Genomic DNA, 19,814 nt, shown 5'->3' with positions numbered 1-19,814 from the left:
TCGCTGCTGTCTTGGAGGCATGGTCATGGATCCCGGTCTCGCGCCCGTACTGATGCTGATCGCCGTCACGGCGACGTTGTCCCTGCTGGGAGCCTTCGGCGTCCAGCGGTTGAAGCCCTGGCCCGTCGCGGTGCGCGGTGGCGTCGCGGCGCTGTTCGTCACGACCGGTCTCGCGCACTTCATCGGCATGCGCGAGGAACTCGTCGCGATGGTGCCGCCCGCCCTGCCCGCGCCGGGACTGCTGGTGACCATTACCGGCGTCCTCGAACTCGCGGGCGCCGCCGGGGTGCTGTGGTCGCGCACGGCGCCGTGGGCGTCCGCCGGGCTGACCCTCCTGCTGCTGGGGATGTTCCCGGCGAACGTGTACAAGGCGCTGCACGGGCCGGTGACTTCGACGATGGACGAACTGGTCCCGCGGAGCCTGATGCAGGTCGTGTTCCTCGCCGCGACGGTGTCCTTGGTGGTGTATTACGCGCGTACTCCGGACAGACCCTTTGCCCAAAGGAGACCTTAAGTCTTTCCCAAGTCCGGACCCCGCTCTCGGGAACCGCACTACTCTCTGAGAATGAAGATCTCATTGTGGATCGGATTCTGTGGGCTGTGCATCCTCGCCGGGCACATGCTTCTCGGTGCGGTCGGTCTCGTACTGCTGATGAGCTGCCTCCCGGCGGGGCGCGAACACGAATCCGGTGACAGAAAAGGGAAAACGTCCGCGCGGCTGGCCTGACGTCAGCCCAGCGTGCTCGCGAAGGCGAGCGCGCCCAGAATCGGAACGGCGATCGCGGTGAGCATCATCGTCCGGCGGCTCGGTTTGGGACTTTCCAGTAATGCCCGGATACCGGCCGGAACCAACGCGACACAAAGTCCGGCGGTGCCGATGATCGACACGAATTCGGTACCTTTCAGAACACCGAGCGGCAGAAGTCCCATCGTCGCCAATCCGATCGACCCGGCGACGCCGAGCACTTTCGCCCGATAAGCGGCGAAGGCGAGCACGTACCAGCCGAACATGATCGTGAACGACAGAAAACTGAACAGATGCAGGTCCTGATACGACTCACTGACCACGCTCTCGGCGAACCCGGCGCCGCGGCGTTCGGCGAGTCCCAGCGCCGCCTGATCGATCCCGGCGTGAAAGGTCCGCTCGAAGAGTCCAAAAAGGACGAACAGGCCACCCCAAGCGGCCAACGCCGGCCTCGTGCGGCCGATCTTCGTGGCGAGGGCGACGATCGCGGGCCACAGCACGACAATACCCGCCAGGAAGCACGTGTACGCGGCGCTCACCAGCGCGGGATGGTCGCCCATCGCCCTGAGCTGGCTCGGGAAGAAGAAGTCGAAGCGCGCCCTCAGCAGCGTCCCGGTGAGCAACAGCACCGGCCCGAGGACCATCGAGACCGCGGCGACGCGGCGGCCGGGGAAGACGTAGTCGGTTTCCATACCCGGTGAGCCTGCCGCGCGTGGGGGTGGCGGGGATCGGATCACGGTCCGGTTTTGGGGCTCAGCCCGTGGGTGGAGTCTTGGGACTTCTGGAGGGCGTGGTCGGTTTTTGGCTACGGGTGGGGCGCTGGAGAACTTGCCGTGGCATGGGTGGTTGTTGCCGTTTTTCGGCAAGGCGGGTGGGGACCCGGGCTGGAGATCGGCAGTGTCTCGGCGGGCCGTCGCCGTTTTTTGGCCAACACGGCTGCTGGTGGGTGCCCGGCCCGGAGATCGGCAGGTGTCTGAACGGGCCGTCGCCGGTTTGGCTATGGGAGGGATGCGTGGCAGCTGGAGAGCTTGCTGCCGCATGGGTGGGTCGTCGCCGCTTTCCGACAAGGCTGGTGGGGGTCCTGGCTGTACCCGCATCAGGGGGCGTGGACGGGGCATCGCCGGTCTTTGGCTATAGGCGGGGTGCGTGGTGACCATCCCGGCGCGTGGCGAACTCGCCACCGCGCTGGCAGGGCTGTTGCCGTTTCCGGCAACGCGACTGGCGTCGGGCTGTGACTCGGTCCTGGGAATGGGCCGTCGCCGTTTTTCGGCTATGTGGCTGATGTGTCGTGGAGCCCTGGTAGTTGAAGACCCTTTGTGGAGAGGGGCTGTTGCCATTCTCTGGCAACGCGCCAGCGCGCCATCATCGTTTCCGGCCATGGGACGGGCTGCGGGGGGGGCAACCCCGGCAGGGGCTGTTGCCGTTTTCCGGCGATCGGTTCAGAAGGGTGGTGGTTCGTCGGCTGGCGGTCGGGGCGGGTGGAGCGGCGGAGGCGTGCTGTCATAACTCTGACCGGTGGGGGTGGTGATGGTGAGGGTGCCGTCGGAGGCGAGCCGGTAGGTCCAGCCGGGTTCGTCTTTCAGCCGATGATCGCGGCGGCAGAGATCGACCAGCTCGTCGGCGGTGGTGTGGCCGCCGTGCTGCCACGGCAGCGAGTGGTCGATGTCGCAGGCTTGGGCGGGGCGGTGGCAGCCGGGTCTTCGGCATTCCCGGTCCCGCACCCGCACGAACTCACCCAAACCCGCCGTCGGCCGATACCGGTCCCGGCCGAGGTCGAGGACTTGCCCGGAGAGCGGGTCGGTGATGATCCGCCGCAACACCGTGTTCTCCCCGCCGGCGATGTGCCGGGCCAACCCCGCGGGGACAGACCCGTGCCCGGCCAGCTCCGCCGGGTCGTCGTTCAGGCCGAGATAGGTGAACAGATCCATATAGAGGAACACCTCACTGCGTTCACCGCCACCACCCTGGCCGCCGAGGAGCAGGTCGAGAGCGACATCAGCCCGCAGCTGATCCAGAGTGCGGGTCTCGCCGCCGGTTTTCAGAGCACGCGCTTCCCGGTCGATCCGCTGGTAGGCGGCGGCCGCCTTCTCCACGGGGGCGTCTTCGACCTCGATGGAGGCGACCCCGGTCTCGCCGTGGCGCAAGGTGAGACGGCGGCCGTCACGATGACCTTCGGCCCGTTTGTCGGCGCCGTCGGGGTCGATGGTGTTGGCCGCGTGGTTGGCGGCCTTGCGGACCTGGCCGGGATTCTTGTCCGCGATCCGGTCTTCCAGCAGCGCGTCGACGGCACGGGCGTGGTCGTCGGAGAGCCAGGAGGTGGCGGCGGCGACTTTCAGCGCACCGAACCCGCCGAGTTTCCCCTCGTCCATCAAACCCAGGGTGCGGGGCAGGCGGCTGGTCAACGCGGCGGCCGCGGCGACCACAGCACCCGCATGATTGTCCACAACGGACAATGCGAACGCGACTTCCTGAACAACACTACGGGCACCCGCACGGTGCCGGTTCAGCTGCGCCACAGCCCGGAACCGGATCGCTTCCAGTCGTGCGATCCCCGCCGACGCCGCCTCAGCGAGCGCCACGGAATCCTTGTCGTCCAAGGAATCCACCACATCATTCACCGACGCCAGCACAGCCGGGCCGGTGAGGTTCTCCAGAAGCGCCACAGGCGCGGAATGAATGTCCACCCCACGAACATACGACCCACCACCGACAAAACCCGACCCCACGAACACAGATCGCATTACCGATTTTCGGCAACGAAGACCGTGACAAAGGGGCGTTGCCGATTTCCGGCAAGCAAGCCTCGGTCGGGCAAGCGAGAGTCGGTAGAAGAGCTACGCCGGCCGACAAGGCATATCGACCTCCGAAGGTTCTACGCCGTTACCGATTTCCGGCAACGGCCAAAGCCCCAAACACACCGCTGTTCGGTGCCCGGCCAAGACTGGGCACCGAACAGCGGCACTCCCCGCTCAGTTCGTATCGAGCGCGACAGCGATATCCCCGATCGGCAACGGGAATTCGCCGACCTTGGTCGCCGCGCCGGTCAGCAGATTGACCGTGTGGAAGGTCGACGGCCCGGAAGCCGGGTTGAGTACGGCGAACGCGCTCACCGAGGTCGTCTTGCCGTTGGTCAGGTCGCTGTAGATGTCGAAGCCCGCGATCGGGCCGGTGTCGACGCCGAGCGCGCCGGTGGGGCTGAGGAATCCGGCGTTGGCGGGTGACTGGACGAGCACCTGGTCGGTGGCCGTGCCGATGTCGAACAGGGTGGTCGCGGTGTCGGGGTTGAGGTCGTTGTTCGTGTAGGCGGCGGCCGTGACGCCCCTGGTCGGACCGCCGGCGGGCGGCGTGGTCAGGATGGTGTCTTCGACCGTGACGTGGTCGGCGAGGTTGTGCCGCAGGTTCTGGCCGTAGTCGCTGATCACCCGCAGCCGGTCGGCGGCCGGGTTGAAGTCGACGCCGAAGTTCGTGCCGTACAACGGAACGCTCAGTTGTGAGACTTTCGTGACGATGACGTCGGGAGCCGCGGGCGGGAATTTGATCGTGTAGATACAGCCTTTCTCGCCCACGCCGTAGAGCAAACCGTTCTGGACCCGGAAATCGATCCCGATCAGGCGGGTCTCCCCGCAGGTGAGCCCCTGTACGAGCCGCACCCAGTCGAGGACCTGGGGCTGGCCGGTCCAGTAGGTGGCCATCAGCTTGCCGTCCGACGAGATCGCGAACGCCCGCAGCCCGGCCGCCTGCGCCGAGCTGCCGGTCGCGGTCCCGACGACGAGCGCCGCCGTGACGGCCACCGTGGTGGCCGCCGCGGTCGCGGCCTTCTTGAGTCGTGCCCTCATCCGTACTCCCCTCAGCGGAAACTGTGCGAGCACAAGCTAATCAGCGGCACTGGACGGGCATTGGACGTCGATTGGATCCGGCGTCCGGCGGCTTGCGGGCATCGGACACCGACGGAACAGTAGGAACGATGACAGCCAAGAAAGTCCTTGTCTGCTCGGCGGTCCTCTGCGCCGGTTTCACGATCGCCGCACCGGCTGAAGCGGACGCGGCACCGGAATGCGCTTCCGGCGTCAAGGTCATCAAGCCGGTGGTGCTCGAAGAGGCGGGGAGGTGGACCTACACGTTCGACCTTTCGTGGTGCGCGGACGGCGGGACGATCCTCTGGGCCGAGCCGTCGGTGACGGCGCGAGTGCACAGTCCGGCCTGTCGCTGGGTCGGCCGGATCGAGGAGTCGATCAAGGAACTGCCGGACAGGGTGTGGAGCGCGTTCGACATGAGTGAGTTCTCCTGTCAGGACAGCGCGGGCAAGGAACACGGCGTCAACCCGTGGGTCGTCGTCACCTTCGACCCGGCTGGCGGATACGACACCAGCAGCGACATCGCGGTCTAGGCGCGAAGGATCGACTCGACCGCGGCCGCCGCTCGTTTCCGCAACGCGCGATAGCCCGCCCGTTCGGCGAGGGCGAGCGCGCGGCGGGCCTGCCCGAGGTCGCCGGTCGCGGTGGCGAGCCCGATGAGCGCGTCGACCTCGGGGTACCGATCGCCGGTCTCCCGCAGCAGGGCGAGCGCCTGCCGGTACCGGCGGACGGCGTCCTGCCGGTGCCCCACGCGCTGGTGCACGCCCGCGAGCGCGACGAGCGCCTCGCCCTCACCCCGAGGTTCACCGGTCTCCCGCGCGAGCCGCAGCCCTTCGCGCGCGTGGTCGAGCGCGTCGGTGAGACGGCCGAGATCGCAGTACACCGAGGCGAGCCTGCCGAGCGTTTCCGCTTCCCCGGAACGGTTTCCCGCCTCTCGATGCAGCGCGAGGGCTTTGGCGAGCAGGCCTGCTGCCTCGCCGGCCCGGCCGCGGGCGTGTTGCGCCTGCCCGAGGTTGGACAGGTTGATCGCCTCCCCGTAGCGGGAGCCGATTTCGCGATAGCGGCGCAGCGCCTGGACGTACTGTTCGGCCGCCCCGGCAAGATCCCCCATTTCCCAGTGGACGAGCCCCAGATTGCCCAGCGCGACGGCTTCCCCGGCCGGGCTTCCGGCGCGTCTGCTCAGCTCCAGACCACGGGAGAACCGCACCGCGGCGGCCGGGAGCCGTCCCGACTGCCAGTACACGCAACCGAGGTTGCCCAGCACCGCGGCCTGCGCCTCCACCCACCCGGCCCGCCGGGCGAGCACGAGCGCGCCGGTGTGCTCACGGACGGCCTCCCGGTACCGCCCTTGGCGAAAACCCAGATCCGCCAAGCTGAACCGGGCGGACACGCGGGCTCGGAGATCACCATCTTCCTCGGCGGCGGACAGCGCCGCCGAGGCCGCCGCCCGCCACTCCACCTGCCGTGACGACATCCAGAAATAGCCGCGCAGGGCGTCGGCCAGCAGCCAGGCCACCGGATGCGGCCCGGCCCGCGACGTGTCCTCGACGACGGCGACGAGGTTGCCCAGTTCGGCCTCCAGCCATTCCGCCGCGTTCTCCTTGGCCCCGGCGGGAACCGGGCCGTCCGGCACGGTCAGCGGGACACGGAACATGTGCGGGTAAACGATTTTCGCCGCTTGGTCGGCTCCACGCAGATACCACTCGTGCAGACGGCGCCGCGCGGATCCGGCCTCCGCCGGGGATTCCCGCAGGCGATCGGCGGCATAACGGCGGAGCAGGTCGTGGAAGTGGTAGCGGCCGGGCGCGTGCTGTTCGATGAGGTGCGCACTCGCGAGCGTGTCCAGTATCCGGCCCGCCCGCTCCTCGCCGGTCAGGATCTCGACCGCTTCGACGCCGATGTCGTTGCCCGGCACCAGACTCAACAGCCGGAACAACCGGCGCGTTTCGGCGGGCAAGGCCGCGTACGACAGATCGAAGGCGGTCCGGACGGCGATCTGCTCGTCGCCCGGCACGGTCAGCGCGGCGAGCAGATTGCCCTTGCGCAGCTCGATGGCGTAGTCCTCGATGCCGTTCCCGGGATCTTCGGCGAGGTTGGCGGCGGCGATCCTCAGCGCCAGCGGCAGATACGCGCACAGCCCGGCCACCTCGGCGGCCGCTTCGTGCTCGGCCCGGACCCATTCGGCACCGAGCACACGCGCGAGCAGGTCCAGCGCCTCGCCGGGTTCGAGCATGCCCAGCGTGAGCCGCCGGGCACCGTGGAGGGCGACCAGCCCGGCCATCCGATCCCTGGCGGTGACCAGCACCAGACAGCCCGGCCCGGCGGGCAGCAGCGGCCGGACCTGATCGACGTCCACGGCGTTGTCCAGCACCACCAGCGCTTTCCGGTCGGTCATCAGCGTCCGGTACAGGGCGGACGCGGTCTCCGTGTCCGCGGGCAGGCGTTCGGCGGGGACGTCCAGCGCGGCCAGGAACCGGGTGAGCACTTCGAGCGCGGTCGCGGGCGCGCCGGCGGAATGGCCGCGCAGGTTCGCGTAGAACTGCCCGTCCGGGAACCGGGCCTGCACCCGGTGACCCCAGTGCACGGCCAACGCGGTCTTCCCGGCACCCGCCGGCCCGGTGACGGCGACGAGCGCCACCGCGCCACCGGAGTTCCCGGTACGGGGCACCAGATGGTCCAAAATAGACAGTTCGGTCGCCCGGCCGGTGAAGCCGGACGGTTCGGCGGGCAACTGCCGGGGAACGCGTACGGCGGAACGCGGACCAGGCAGCGGTTCCCCGTCTTCGAGCAGCGCTGCGTGTGCCGCGGCGAGTTCCGGCCCGGGTTCGACCCCCAGTTCCTCGACCAGCCGTTCGCGAACCTCCTGGTAGAGACGGAAAGCCGTCGCCCGCTGACCCGTGGCGTGGTACGCGCGGAGCAAGCGCGCCTGCGCGGGCTCGTCCAGCGGCTGGTCCGCCGCGGCTTCGGCCAGTTCGGCCACCACCTCGTCGACGGCGCCGATCGCGAGCATCGCGTCGCCGTAGCGGGCGAGCAGCGCGCGGCGTTCCGCGAGTAACGCCATGACCTTCGGATGCGTTGAGAGCGAAGGGATATCGGCCAGCGGCCTGCCACGCCACCAGCGCAGGGCCTCGCCGAACAGCGCCGCGGCACGGCCGGTCTCGCCGTCGCGCTGGGCGTCATTCGCCTCGGCGACAAGCCCGCGGACGTGGGGAAGGTCGATCTCGACGGCGTCCCAGCGCACCGCGTAGCCACCGCCGACATGCGGCAGGATCTCGCTCCCGGACCGTGACGGACGGCCGGGTTCCAGCAGTCGCCGCAGATGTTTGACGTGCGTCTGGAGCACGTTCACCGCGCTGCGCGGCGGCCGTTCGCCCCACAGCGCGTCCAGCAGTTCCTGCTTGGACATCGCCTCGCCGCCGCCGAGCACCAGCAGTCCCAAGACGGCACGGCGACCCGGTGGGCCCAGGTCGACTTCCTCCCCGGCCAGCCATACGCGCAGCGAGCCCAGTACCTGGATCCGCACAGCCACCGGCAGGAACGTAGCGAGCACTCCCGCGCCGCACAAGGACGAACGGCGGAAAGAACCCCGCTGCGCCCGGCTTTGGGGCCGCTCAGGCTAATGCCCCGCGGGCGCGAGGTCGTGACCGTTCCAGGTGAACCGGGCCGTGGTGACCGCGTCGTCGCCGTCGCCGCCGGTGATGAGCTGGTGGATCCCGACGCCGCCGAGTTCGGCGTAGGTGCACCATTCGTGGTCCGACGTCAGCATCAGGTCGAGGTCGAGTTCGGACAGCAGGCCGAACACCTGCCCCCGGTTGGTGGTGTCGACGCCGACGAACACCTCGTCGAGCAGGATCACCCTCGGTGCCTCGGGCGCGGCCTGATAGTGCGCGGCGACGGCGGCGAAGAGCGGCAGGTGCAGCGCGATCGCCTTCTCCCCACCGGAAAGCGCGCCGTGCAGCTTCTTGGTCAGCAGTTGCCAGCCCGCGCCGTTCGCGCGGTCCACCTTGACCACGAACCGGTGCCAGGACGTGTAGTCGAAGACCTGCGCGAGCTGCTGCTCCCAGCTGGTCGCCGTGTCGTCCGCCTTCGCCTGCTCGACGCGTTCCCGGAAGAACTTGTGCAGGGACACGCGGTCCTCGGCGGTCAGCTGATCCGGATCCTTCAGCAGCAGATCCCGCGCGGTCTTGGTGCCCGGCGGCAGATCGGGGGAGACCTGCCAGACCAGCCGGACGGCGACCCTGGACGCGGTCCGCACGCGTTCCAGCCGCGCGTTCATCCCGTCGACGAGGTCGTTGGCCTGCCGGATACGGGCCGCGAGATGGCGGCGGGTGTCGCCGGTCAGCGTCTTGTCGAACAGGTCGCTTTCCCGATCGGTGATCTCGTGCCTGCTCTGTTCCGCCTCCGCGTAAAGGATCTTCAGCAGTTCGGCCGCGCCGACCCGCAGCCCGTCGACGACGGCGGTGAAGATCTGGACGTCCTCGTCGGTCTCCAGATCGAGTTCGGCCCGCGAGCTGAGGGTGTTCCGGCAGGTGTGCACGGCCTCGGAGAGCCGGTGCAGCGCCTCGCCGAGGTTGCTCGGCGCGTGCGGCACGGACGGCCACGCCGCGGCCACCAGCCGGGCCGTTTCGAGCGCCGACCGCACCCCCTCGGAAGCGGACAGGGTGGCCTGGAACTTCGGCAGGTCCTCGATCCCGCCGTCGGCGGGGAAGACGCCGGTCGCGAGCTTCCGGAACCGGTGCGCGGCCGCGTCCTGCTTCTTGGCGGCGTCCTCGCGGGCCCGCGCGTCGGTGGTGCGGCGGACGCCGAGCGCGCCCAGCGACACCGCGAGATCCTTGGCGTCGGCGTTCGCGGCGCGGAGTTCGCCGGCGAGGTCACGCAGTTTCGTGCGCAGCCCGTCGATTTCGGCGAGCACCTCGCGCTGCCCGCTGCCGGCGGTTCCTTCGATCGCTTCGAGCATCGCCGTGAGCTTGACGCGTTCGGCCTCCGCCTCGGAGGCCTCGTCCTCACGCCGGGCCGCGTTCGCCTCCGACCGGTCCGCCTGTTCGGCGCACAGCTCGGCTCGCTGGGTCGCAGTGAGCAGGTTCCCGTGCTCGTACAACCAGTTCTCGCCCTGGTCGGAGTAGGTGCGCAGGGCCGTGGCGAGCGCGGCCAGCGGCCCACGCTCGGTCGGCAGGCCGCTCTCCGAAGCCTGGGCGGTCAGCTCGTGCAGCGCGGTCTTGGCCTCGATCTCCAGCGCGGAGACGGCGGACTCCAAGTGCCGGACGGCGGCGTCGGCGGCGGTCAGCTCGGCTTCGGCCGCGGTCAGTTCTCCCGTCGCGGCACGGAGATCTTCGTGGCTGGGGCGGGCGGCGCGTTCGATCTTGATCAGCTCGCGCCTGCCGCGCAGCCCGGCCAGCTCGCCCTCCAGCTCGGCGATCGTCTTCTCCCGGACGGAAATCTTGTCCCGCAGCTCGGCGATCCGGCGCTCCCGCGCGCGAAGGCGGGCGGACGCGCCGATGTACGCCGGGGCGTCCTTGGCCCAGGTGCCCGACAGGCCGCCCATCCGCCAGCCGCCGTCCGCGCCGATCGCGGCGGGGCCGGAGGGGAGCGTGTCGTCGAAGGCGATCACTTCCAGGATCCGGCGGATCTTCGCCGGGGAAAGTTCCGCGTCGGGTTCGGGTACGAGGACGTCGGCGAGCGACCGCCCGGTGGCCACCGGCAGTGTCCCGGTCTCCGCGAGCACGTCGTGTCCGTCGACGACACCGTGGGAATTCACCCAGGCGTCCAGCAGGCCGGCGCCTTCGAGCGCGGCCTCGATGCCCGCCCGCGCGCTTTCCGGGACCGAGCCCGCGAAATCGACCAGGCGCCACAGCGGCGCGCCGCTCATCTCGGCGCGATCCGTCGTTCGGGTGCGCGGCGGCTCGGGCGCGAGGACGTCCTCCGTTTCGAGCACGCCCGCCTCGACGAGGAGTTCGTCGTGCTCGGCGCGCGCGGCGGCCAGCGCGGCACCGGTCGCCGCCTCCCGCCGGATGATGTCTTCGAGCACGGTCTCGGCGACGACGCCGAGCCTGCCCAGCAGCGAGACCTCCGCCTCGGCGTCCCGGACGACCGCTTCCACGTCGGGGAACCGCAGCTCGCGGCAGCCGATCGCCCATTCGGCGAGCCGGGTGCGCAGATCGCTCAGCGCGAGTTCCCGCGTCGCCGTCGTGAGGTCCAGCCGCTCCTGCGCGGCCGAGAAATCCGATCGCGCGCGGTCGAGATCCGCCTCGGCCCGGTGACGCCGTCCGACCGCGAGTTCGTGCTTGTCCAGCGCCCGGCCGAGCGTCTCGACCTGGTCGCGCTTGCCGCGGACGGCGGCCTGCAGCAACGGACGGAGCCGGGCCGGTTCACCCAGCCCGGCGACGAGTTCGTCGTGCACCCCGGCCAGGTTCGCGCGGGTCGCGGCGGCACGGACCTCGGCCTCCATCGAGCGCACGAGGTCGGCCTGCCGTTTCGCGACCTGCTTCGCCGCCCGCGAACGCTCCTCGTCGGCGTCCGCCTCGGCACGGAGCCGATCCGCGTCCGCGCGCAGTGCTTCCGCCTTTTCCCGCGTGGCCAAGGTCCGTTGCCGCAGCTTGTCGAGCTCCTGGCCCTTGCGGTACGACTCGGATTCGGTCAGCCCGGCGAGGCGCGCTTCGGTCTCTTCGACGTCCTTTTCGAGCTTCGCCGCCCGTTCCTCGGCGGCTTCCTTCTTCGCGGCGACCTCGTCGTGCTCCTCGGCCGAACGGCGGGCGGCCGCGGCGAGTTCGTCGAGTTCGGTGGTCGCGGCGATGAGGTTCGCGGCGCCCGCGCGCAGCACACGCTGGGCGTAGGTCCGCTGCCGCGCGGCGAGCGCGCGGGTCGCGTCGACCTCGGTCTCCAGCGAGCCCAGCCGTTCGCGCTGCGCGTCGAGCCGCTCGAAACCCTCGGCGAGATCCGCGATCTCCTGCTGCCCCAACGGCGGAAGCGCGCGGGAGAGCAGATTGGACAGCAGGCTCGGGTCGAGCCGCTGCGAGAGTTTGGGCATCCGCAGCTGGAGCAGCGCGGTGATCAGCGCGTCGTACCGCTGTTCGCTCAAGGTGGGGAACAGTTTCGCGCGGATGGCCGCGCGGTACTCGGCCGCGCCGTCGTGCACGGTCCCGTGGTCGCCGAGGGCTTCCTCCAGGGCGTTCTTGGTCAGCGGCTGGCCCGCCTCGTTGACCAGCGGCAAACCGTCGCCCACCCGCAGATCGGTGGTGAAGAAGTCGGCGTGCACGGTGCTGGTGTGCGTGCTGGCCTGGAGCCGCGCGCCGCAGGTGAACCACTTCTCGCCGGCCATGCCGAATTCGAGCCAGACGTATCCGACGCGGGTGGCGCCGGAAGCGCCTTCGCCCATCAGGTTCCAGTGCATGCTGCGTTCGCTGGTGCCGAAGGTCGACAGCCGGTTGGCGCGCAGGCTCGCGTCGAACAGGAACGGCAGCAGCAGCTCCAGCGCCTTCGACTTGCCGCTCCCGTTGGGGCCGCGCAACAGCAGGCGCCCGTCGTGGAACTCGAAGATCTCGTCGTAGTAGCGCCAGATGTTGAGAATGCCCGCACGGGAGGGAATCCACCTCGTCACGGTCACGGCGCCTCCTCGGTGCGGTCGGTGTACCTCGCGGCGGCCGGGAGCGGCCGGACGAGTTCGGCTTCGACGCGGATCAGGCCGAAGCCGGTCAGCACGGCGAGCGCGTCGACGGTCAGCCGCCGCACACCGTCCTTGCCCCGGTACGTCTTGGCCCAGCGCGGGAAGCGTTTCAGCAGCTTGGCGGTGGCCTTCTGCAGGTAGTCGGTGGTCCGCGGCTCGTCCAGCGCGTCGAGCAGGAGGAGCGCGGCGACCTTGGCGTTGCTGCCGTCGTCCGGGAACCGCTCGTCGGTGGCCAGCCCGTCGACGTCGACGAGCAGCACGCCCTCCGCGCGTTCTTCGAGGACGAAACCGCCCTGCTCCGCGGCTCGCCTCAGCAGCTGGCGCCCGGTCGGCGTGCCGAGGTACGCGCGCTCTTCCGCGGTCAGCTCGGCGAAGTACAGCACCGGGTCGTCGACCAGACGGCGGAAGACCGTGTGCCGGAGCCACAGGTTCCGCTGGACGTCCGAAGCGCTCGGCGTGTCCTCGTGGCGGCCCGACGAGAGGCCGTAGCGCTGCTCGTGCGACACCGCCTCCAGCAGTTCCTCGAACCGCAACGCGACGTCGTCGGCGGGCACGGCCAGCTGCGACGGCCCGACCGGCGCGGCCAGCATCCGCAGCAACAGGGTCGCGTCCACCCGGAACAGCACCTTCGCCGCCGGATCGTCCACAAAGGACTCCGGATCGCCGTCGGCGGCTTCGAGGACGCCGTAGGACTCCAGCAGTTTGAGGACGTCCACGAACGCGAGACGCTCCGCCCTGGTGGCGACGTCGAAGGTGGTGACGAGATCGTCGGCGGCGCTCGCCTGCGCGACGCGACCGGCGAGCAGGCCGATGGTGGTCACCGGCACGGTCAGCAGTTCGGCGGCCACCACGCACAGCAGGACGTAGCGGCGGCGGTCGAACGCGGCGCGCCCGGACCGCAGCCGTCGCGCCGGACGCGTGGGATCGGTGGCCGCGCGGACCTTGACCAGCCGCGCGTAGCCGAGCCGCGGTTCGACGGTGAGCGTCCAGCCGCAGTAGTAGTCGAACCACTGCCGGATGGGCTCGCGGCGGCGCCGGATGAGGTCGAAGGTCTCGGGGGAGCCGCGTTCGCCGATCAGCGGGGTGGCCAGCAGGGCCCGGATCCCGCGCGCGACCTCTTCGCGTTCCGCGATGACCAGTTGGTTGGTGAGGCTCACGCACCGCCTCCGGCCGTACTGATCTCGATTTCGTAGTCGGGGCCCCGGAAGACGCCGCTCGTGGTGGTCAGGCGCGCGACCGCGCCGTTCTGCGGCGGCCGCAGGACGATCTCGATCTGGCCGTCGGACGTCGTGCTCCGCCGGGTGCCGCCCGTGCCGGGGCTGCTGCCCAGCGCCTGTCCCAGCAGATCGAGCAGCCGCTCGAAAACGCTGTGGTCCAGCTTCTCGAACGCCGAAAGCCGCACGACGCCGCCGGTGTCGAGCATGTTCCACGCCGCTTCGAGTTCGGCGCGTTCCGCGATCGCCTGCTGGACCCGGGCCGCCCTGATCGCGCTGACGTCGCGAACCCGCCCGGTCCTGGTGAATCGCTCGGTGCGGCCCGCGGAGCGAAGCAGTTCCGACACCTCGACCGGCGGCGCGTCGAGCCACGACGCCGTCGTGCTGACCACTTCCGGATCCGCGTGGGCGAGATGCGCGTGCCGCGCGGAGCTCAGCCCGAACATCGTGGACCACAGGCGGTGCAGGTCCTCCTGCGCCGGGACGACGGTGAACCACCGCGCCAGCTCGCGGAAGTCGGCGACCGCGCTGCTCGCGCGCCGCCGCGATTCGGTGATCCGGTCCAGGACCTGGAGCAGCGTGATGATCGCCCGCCGCGCGAGGCGATGGAGGTCCTCGACCCGCGGCGTCGCCCCGTCTTCGGGCAGGAACCACGCGCGGAGGCCGTCCCAGCGCGCCTTGCGGACGTCGAGCCAGCGCGCGTCCGGGTTCGGCAGCGCCGCTCCGTTGAGCGCCCGCCGGTGCACCCGCTCGACGCCGTGGTCGTCGATCTCCTTGATCCGGGTGGCGATCGTGTGCGTGTGGTGTTCCAGGTCGTTCAGGAACTCCTGCAGATACGTGACCGTGGCCGCCTTGACCTCGTGAAACGTCGCGAGGTCGGCCTCGGCGTGCAGGAGGCGCTGGAGGTCGCCGTTGAAGCGCTTGGTGTTGTCGCGGAACGCTTCGAGGTGGCTCTCGACTTCGGTGAGCGTGCTGAACACGCGCCGGTCCGTGCCGTCTTCGAGCTGCTTCACGAGCTCGCCGAGCCGCTCACCCAGCGCCTCGAGCGTCGCCGTCTGGAGTGCCCCGGACGCGTTGAGCACCTCGTTCGCGCGGACCACCCCCGCGTACGCCGCTTCGCCCTGCCGGGTCAGCGAGTACTGGAGATTGCGGCGCTCGTACTCCGACGCCGTCCGGTAGTCGCCAGCGTGGCTCTGGACGACGTCGAGGTGGCCCTGGCTCCTCAGCTGGTCGAGCGCCTTGACGAGGTCTTCGTCGTCCAGCGTCTCCAGCCAGCCGACCTCGCGCAGCCTCGTGCGGACGTCGTCGATCCCGAGCGCTGTCTCAAGCCGCTCGTTCGCCTCGCCGAAGGCGTGCAGGATCGCCAGGGGGAGCCCGGATCTGCTGCCGTCGGTGAAACGGAACATCTCGGGCGGAACACGGATCGGATCCATGCGTCCTCCGGCGGCTGGTGCGTGGAGCTACACGTTAGGGGGTCACCCAGACGAGTCCGAACGGACCGTCGTTTTCACGCAGAGTGCTCACGTCGTGAACAGCTCGAGGCGCACCGTGGTCCCTTCGACGGAGACCTTGCGTACCACGCGGCGGCCCTCCACGAGCCGGTCGTCGTTCAGCACTCCGGGAGCGAAGTTCGACGCTTCGAGCAGCTTGGGCACGTCCTCCGCCGGAAGAGTGAGGACGACGACGTACCTCGAGTCGATGCCGCGGTCGTACCGCGTCTCCAGCACCTTGCCGCTGGCGGGCATCGAGATCCCGCCGAACCGGAAGGCGTCCTCCGGCCTCGGGGCTTCCGGTGTCGTCGCGCAGCCGGCAAGGAGGAGGGCGAGGGCCGCGAGCAGGGTTTTCACCTAACGTGAGACGCACGGTGGACGTAAGCGTTCCGTCACACTGGCGATCAAAAGCTCCCCGCGGGTGAGCTGCGAGACCTCCAGCAACTCGGCGAATCTCTCGAGTATCGCCTGGTGCTCGGTGTCGCGTCCGGTGAAAGGCTTCCTGCCCGACCAGCGAAGCCATCCGCCATCCGCCATGGCGCCGCCGTCGAGGGTCGAGAACGGTGCGTCCGGTGTTCCGTTGCCGTGCAAGTGCTCCGACCTCGCGTCGAGGAACTCGACGGTCCGCGCGCCGCCCACCGCCTCGATCAAGGACGCAGCTGCGCGCAGGTCCGAAACGATCGAGCACCGGCTGGGAGACGAAGCCGGCCGCAGCATGAACAGTGCGAGGTACTCCATGGGAGAAACGTTTTCCAGGGGTTCGGTTCTCAGCGCGAAGCCGACGAAATCGACTGGGTCCGGCTTGTCTCGCAATCGAAGGCCGTGACCACCGGAAAGCCAGAAGTACGGCACGCCCAAGGCGGACACCATGACCGTGACCGCGCGTCGAGCCGGTTGGTCCGGAACGTTCGGTGGTACGGCCATCAAGCGGACGTAGTGTCGAAGGGTGCCCATCGCAGGCCTCCGCTGATCATCGCGTTGTCAGAGCTCCAGACCATGGAACGCGCGTTCTCGTCTCTGTGGGGGGACCGCGTGCGTGATCGGCAACAATTTTGCGGAACTGTCAAATTGCGATCCGGGTAACGCCCTACTGATGTAGCGGTCCGATGCGGGACCATCGCCGGGGGAGGTCGCCATGGACGCACTCCACCCGTTTTGGTCGTCGCCCGAAGTGCTACGAGCCGCCGCGACGGCCCGATACGGCCCGCTGGCCAGAGCCGTCCGGCACGCTCGACGGCTGACACTGGCACAGGTGGCGAGCCGTTGCCATCTCTCCCTGAGCACTTTGTCGAGGATGGAGACGGGCCAACGCAAACTCATCGATGTCCATTACTTGCGGACCCTCTCCGAGGTACTGGAAATCCCGCCGCACCTCTTTGGCCTGGCGCCCGCATTCACCGGCGCGGCGCAAATGCGCGAAGATGGTGGGCCGGTTAATGTCGGCACTGCTATCCCCGGCGGACAGGACGGTGACGAGGCGATGCGGCGACGACAGGTGCTCGCGGGGCTGGTCGGTGTCACGATCGCCGGGGTCCTGCCCGGCACGGCGCGCGCCTCCACTGGCGAGGAATCTTTGGAGGCACTGTTACTGGCCAGGTCACAGTGCCCGGCCGTACCGGTACCACTGGTCACGCTGTCCCAGGCACTAGCCGACGCGCAGAGAAAGTTCGAAGCCTGCGAGTACGCGGATCTGAGCCGCCTGCTACCTCAGTTGATCGCCACCGCGCACGCGAGCAAGGACGCGTCCGTCGGGCAAATGCAGGAACGGATGTCCGCGGCACTCTCCAGGGCATACCTCCTCGGTTCGGAACTGGCGGTCAAGCAACACCGCGATTGCGTCGCCCGTGTCGCCGCCGATCGGTCTCATTCGGCGGCCGAGGCCAGCGGCGACCCGCTGGTGATCGCCGCGAGTTCCAGGGCCATCGCGATCGGAATGCGGCGGCACGCCCTCGGCGCTTCCGAGAAGATCGACAGGGATGCCGGTCTGAACGGTGCGATCACGATGCTTACCAGGACCGCTCTCGATCTGGGAGCCGAGCAAGGCAATCCGCCTGTCCCGCAACTCGCGTCCTATGGCTCACTCTTGTGCACAGCGAGCTATTCGGCTGCCCAGAACGGGAACACCGCTCAGGCCGTCGCACTCATCGAAGAAGCAGAGAACGCCGCGCGGCGGTTGAAGTCCGCCGGAAGCGGCATGGGCAACGCGCAATTCAGTGCGACCACCGTCGCCGTCTATCGCATCGGCGTGCACACCACTCTCGGTGACACGGCTCTCGCGCTGACTTATTTCGAATCGGTCGAACCGCGACGACTGCCCAGCGCCGAGCGACGAGCACGAGCGTTCGTGGACGCCGCGCGAGCCTGGAAGGAGCACGGCGACGTCGAGCGTGCCGCGGACGCGTTGCACCGCGCTCACGACTGTGCTCCGCAGGAACTCGGCAGGCCGTCGGTCCAGCGGCTCATCACCGCCTTGGTCGATTCGCCCGGGCGTACCCCGGCCACCCTCTCCGCTCTCGTTCATCGGACGTAAGCGTTCCGTCACACTTGGACGGGGATGACAGGGGCGGTGCGACACGTTGTACTGGGTGTCAACGACCGAAGGAGATCTACAGTGACGGAAAAGGCTGTTCTCGCGGGCGGCTGCTTCTGGGGTATGCAGGACCTGTTCCGCCGGCACCCCGGGGTCGTCTCCACCAGGGTCGGCTACACCGGCGGCGACGTGCCGAACGCGACCTACCGCAACCACGGCTCGCACGCCGAAGGCATCGAGATCGTCTTCGACCCGGCGCAGCTCTCGTACCGGCAGATCCTGGAGTTCTTCTTCCAGATCCACGACCCGACGACCCGCAATCGCCAGGGCAACGACATCGGCACGAGCTACCGGTCGGCGATCTTCTACACCGGCGACAAGCAGAAGCAGGTCGCCGAGCAGACGATCGCGGACGTCGACGCCTCCGGCAAGTGGCCGGGCAAGGTCGTCACCGAGGTGACCCAGGCCGGTGACTTCTGGGAGGCCGAACCGGAGCACCAGGACTACCTGGAGCGCATCCCCAACGGCTACACCTGCCACTACGTGCGGCCGGAATGGCAACTCGGCGAGCGCTGATCGTCGTCCCGGCCTGCTCCTTCAGGGCAGGCCGGGATCCGGATGCTCCGCGGCGAACCGGTCAGCGCTGCCCTCGTCGATGAGGGTGTTGTCGGCGAGCCACTCAACCGCGCGAAGCTTCGCGCGGTTGTCGCTGAAGGCGTTCCAGACGGGAACAAGATGCGGGTATCGGTCGTGCAACTCGTTCTTGAAACGGCGAAAAGCGCCCTTACCGCTGAGGGCTCTCGATAGCCGTTCGCCGGCTCGTTCGTCGCTGAGACCCGCCGCGAAGTCCGCCATGTCCTGGTACCAGACGGAAGACGGCAAAGGCTCGATGACGGTCAGGTCCACGTCGTCGAGGTCGAGGGGATTCCGGCCGTCGATCCCGCCGTCCCGTGTCCACAAGCCCATCTCGCCGGTCCGTGGGTCGACCAGGTGAAAATAGTCGTAGTCGGTCTGGTCCTGCAGGGCCATCGCGATGTCGCCAAGATCGAACTTCTCCAAGTCGAGCATGCGTCCGTCCTATCGACGTGCGGCGAGGCGCTGATTTGCCTCTTCGAGACTGAAGCGCCCCGGATCGAATTGGCCGGGGTCGTCGAGACCGAGCCAGCCGACGATGTCCTGGTGTTCCGGGTGCCCGGGCTCGCCGAGGATCTGGATCAGCCGGGCGTACCCTCCGGTTCCGCCGACGTCCTCCGGCGGACAGGCCGCTTGGCCCGCGATACACCGCGGGTAGCGCCCATCGGCCGTGGCGACCGTGGATTCCTCGACGAGGATCTCGTGGTCCCAGCTGTCACCGAAGTCGTAGTTGTACACGAGACGGCCGCCGGGCTTCACCAGGTCGTCGAGCCGAACTTCCCGTTCGTCGCGGTACTGCAGTTCAGGCTCAGCCTCGCCGTAGTAGGTCTTCCCGTCGAGGAAATAGTGCAGGTGGTAGTTCTCCCAGCCCATCGCGGCCTGGATGACGATGTGCAGCCGGTCGAGCGGGATGGCCGCCGGAACCAGCACCCGTCGCCACACCGGGAGACCCTCGATTTCCAGCAGAGTGATCTTCACCTGGTAGATCGGATCACCGGCTTCCGGCTCGCCCAAGAGCCGTCGCATTCCCGATCGGCCGAGCTCGGTCAGCTCGGCTGATTCGTCCTGGAGGGTCACAGCGCCCAAACGCCGCAGCACCTCGAGCGTCTCCTTGGTGTCACGGTCGTTCGTGCTCCGCAACATCTCAGACTGGAACTCGGTGAGGTCGTCCAAGATGTAGGGCGCGCTGACGACATTCCGGACGGTCGTGCACAAGCTCGCGATCGGGACAGCACCGTCCGCGCCGTACAACGACGCCAACGCGGCACGGCTGCCGTGGGCGAACTCCCGGCGCAGTAGTGACTCGCTGAATCCGCCGTGCAGGAACGCCTCGCCCAGCTTGTCGAACCCGGTGAACAACGCGAGCCACAGCTTCTGCGGGTCATCGAGAAGCGTCTGATTCTTCTTCACCGGAACCAAGCGTTGCCCGGTCTTGCGGACCAGCCGCACCACCTTGGCGCACTCCACGACGAGCATCAGGTTGAGCAGACGCTCGCTCGACCTGGTCCGGTACACGTGGGAGCCGATGGTCTGCTCGAGCACGTCACCGGTGCCCAACAAAGGCACCAGCGTTTTGGCGTCGGCCAAGGTGATACGCCCGGTCTGGGTCAGTTTCCGTCCCGCACCCACCCATTCGGTGAACGCGCGCACCTGTTCGACCAGTTCGGACTTCACTGCTGGAACCATGC

16 protein-coding genes are annotated in these 19,814 nt (G+C 68.9%); 5 read left to right on the top strand and 11 right to left on the bottom strand.

The genetic code is table 11. The features are described from left to right. The first annotated feature begins 19 nt into the window (after positions 1-19). Entirely contained in the window at positions 20-514 is a 495-nt protein-coding gene (locus tag DMH01_RS06980) for a DoxX family protein (protein WP_125674228.1), read from the top strand. 51 nt (positions 515-565) lie between these two features. Then, complete coding sequence (locus DMH01_RS42670) at positions 566-727, top strand: hypothetical protein (protein WP_158005348.1); 162 nt, start codon at positions 566-568, stop codon at positions 725-727. 2 nt (positions 728-729) lie between these two features. Here the strand turns inward: DMH01_RS42670 and DMH01_RS06975 are convergent, their stop codons facing one another. The 3 genes from DMH01_RS06975 to DMH01_RS06965 all read right to left on the bottom strand — a co-directional run bounded on the left by DMH01_RS06975 (position 730) and on the right by DMH01_RS06965 (position 4,581). Further along, a complete protein-coding gene (locus DMH01_RS06975; RefSeq protein ID WP_125674227.1) occupies positions 730-1,437 on the bottom strand; it encodes a hypothetical protein in 708 nt (235 codons plus the stop codon). A 747-nt stretch (positions 1,438-2,184) separates the two neighbouring features. Further along, the gene (locus DMH01_RS06970; protein ID WP_233621435.1) at positions 2,185-3,408 is read right to left on the bottom strand and encodes an HNH endonuclease signature motif containing protein; all 1,224 of its coding nucleotides are present in this window, start codon (positions 3,406-3,408) and stop codon (positions 2,185-2,187) included. A 306-nt stretch (positions 3,409-3,714) separates the two neighbouring features. Then, positions 3,715-4,581, bottom strand: coding sequence for a DUF4394 domain-containing protein (locus DMH01_RS06965; RefSeq protein WP_125674225.1), 867 nt, complete (start codon positions 4,579-4,581; stop codon positions 3,715-3,717). Between the two features lie 128 nt (positions 4,582-4,709). Here DMH01_RS06965 and DMH01_RS06960 point away from each other — a divergent pair, with 128 nt between their 5' ends. Beyond that, positions 4,710-5,132, top strand: a complete 423-nt coding sequence (locus DMH01_RS06960; RefSeq protein WP_125674224.1) for a hypothetical protein — start codon at positions 4,710-4,712, stop codon at positions 5,130-5,132. Here the strand turns inward: DMH01_RS06960 and DMH01_RS06955 are convergent. From DMH01_RS06955 to DMH01_RS06930, 6 genes are all read right to left on the bottom strand, one after another. Next, entirely contained in the window at positions 5,129-8,128 is a 3,000-nt protein-coding gene (locus DMH01_RS06955) for a BTAD domain-containing putative transcriptional regulator (protein WP_125674223.1), read from the bottom strand. The genes DMH01_RS06960 and DMH01_RS06955 overlap by 4 nt on opposite strands. An 87-nt stretch (positions 8,129-8,215) precedes the next feature. Beyond that, on the bottom strand, positions 8,216-12,199 hold the full coding sequence (locus DMH01_RS06950) for a TIGR02680 family protein (protein WP_125674222.1): 3,984 nt from the start codon (positions 12,197-12,199) through the stop codon (positions 8,216-8,218). After that, positions 12,196-13,416, bottom strand: a complete 1,221-nt coding sequence (locus DMH01_RS06945) for a TIGR02678 family protein (protein ID WP_125674221.1) — start codon at positions 13,414-13,416, stop codon at positions 12,196-12,198. Before DMH01_RS06945 ends, DMH01_RS06950 begins: the two co-directional genes overlap by 4 nt. After that, entirely contained in the window at positions 13,413-14,906 is a 1,494-nt protein-coding gene (locus tag DMH01_RS06940; RefSeq protein WP_125674220.1) for a TIGR02677 family protein, read from the bottom strand. The genes DMH01_RS06945 and DMH01_RS06940 overlap by 4 nt, the downstream gene beginning before the upstream one ends. A gap of 87 nt (positions 14,907-14,993) precedes the next feature. After that, entirely contained in the window at positions 14,994-15,320 is a 327-nt protein-coding gene (locus tag DMH01_RS06935; RefSeq protein ID WP_125674219.1) for a hypothetical protein, read from the bottom strand. Next, positions 15,321-15,821, bottom strand: coding sequence for a hypothetical protein (locus tag DMH01_RS06930; RefSeq protein WP_125674218.1), 501 nt, complete (start codon positions 15,819-15,821; stop codon positions 15,321-15,323). A 277-nt stretch (positions 15,822-16,098) separates the two neighbouring features. On the opposite strand from DMH01_RS06930, the gene DMH01_RS06925 reads away from it, so the two are divergent. Beyond that, complete coding sequence (locus tag DMH01_RS06925) at positions 16,099-17,493, top strand: helix-turn-helix domain-containing protein (RefSeq protein ID WP_125674217.1); 1,395 nt, start codon at positions 16,099-16,101, stop codon at positions 17,491-17,493. Positions 17,494-17,574: 81 nt separating this feature from the next. Beyond that, on the top strand, positions 17,575-18,069 hold the full coding sequence (gene msrA, locus DMH01_RS06920) for a peptide-methionine (S)-S-oxide reductase MsrA (protein ID WP_125674216.1): 495 nt from the start codon (positions 17,575-17,577) through the stop codon (positions 18,067-18,069). 21 nt (positions 18,070-18,090) lie between these two features. Here msrA and DMH01_RS06915 read toward each other — a convergent pair whose 3' ends face one another. Next, positions 18,091-18,561, bottom strand: a complete 471-nt coding sequence (locus DMH01_RS06915; RefSeq protein ID WP_125674215.1) for a UPF0158 family protein — start codon at positions 18,559-18,561, stop codon at positions 18,091-18,093. Positions 18,562-18,570: 9 nt separating this feature from the next. Next, a complete protein-coding gene (locus DMH01_RS06910) occupies positions 18,571-19,812 on the bottom strand; it encodes a plasmid pRiA4b ORF-3 family protein (RefSeq protein WP_125674214.1) in 1,242 nt (413 codons plus the stop codon). Positions 19,813-19,814: the final 2 nt, after the last annotated feature.

The sequence above is a fragment of the Amycolatopsis sp. WAC 04182 genome (assembly GCF_003947465.1).
GTDB lineage: Bacteria > Actinomycetota > Actinomycetes > Mycobacteriales > Pseudonocardiaceae > Amycolatopsis.
Note: the sequence above shows the minus strand (reverse complement) of the source record. Positions and strands in the feature narration are given on the sequence as shown.